1 protein-coding gene is annotated in these 253 nt (G+C 38.7%); it reads right to left on the bottom strand.

Annotation, left to right across the window (positions count from 1 at the left end):
• The coding region (locus tag AAEY78_RS14125) for a phosphoenolpyruvate carboxylase (protein WP_352340028.1) at nucleotides 1-204 on the bottom strand (204 nt) is incomplete at its 3' end.
• Nucleotides 205-253 lie beyond the last annotated feature (49 nt).

Here is a 253-nt window from a genome sequence, read left to right as displayed (position 1 = left end):
AGGTAAAGCCGTTAATAATTCGAGCATTTGCTCGCGAGAGGCTTCGTCACCCTGGCGAGATTTCTTGGCTAAAATACGAATTTGTTCTACTTTTTCTAAAAATGCACCACCTAAATGGTTTTGCATCGTTTCACCTAATATCTGACCTAAATTTCCTACATTTGATCGAAGTGACGCATACATATCTGCCGTTTGCTCTGTCATACTAACTCCCCAAAAAAAGAACTACTTTGTCAATACTCAACCATTACAA

The organism is Psychrobacter sp. 16-MNA-CIBAN-0192, assembly GCF_040309565.1.
Taxonomy (GTDB): Bacteria; Pseudomonadota; Gammaproteobacteria; order Pseudomonadales; family Moraxellaceae; genus Psychrobacter.
The sequence above is the reverse complement of the archived record's forward strand: the minus strand, read 5'-3'. Positions and strand labels throughout refer to the sequence as shown.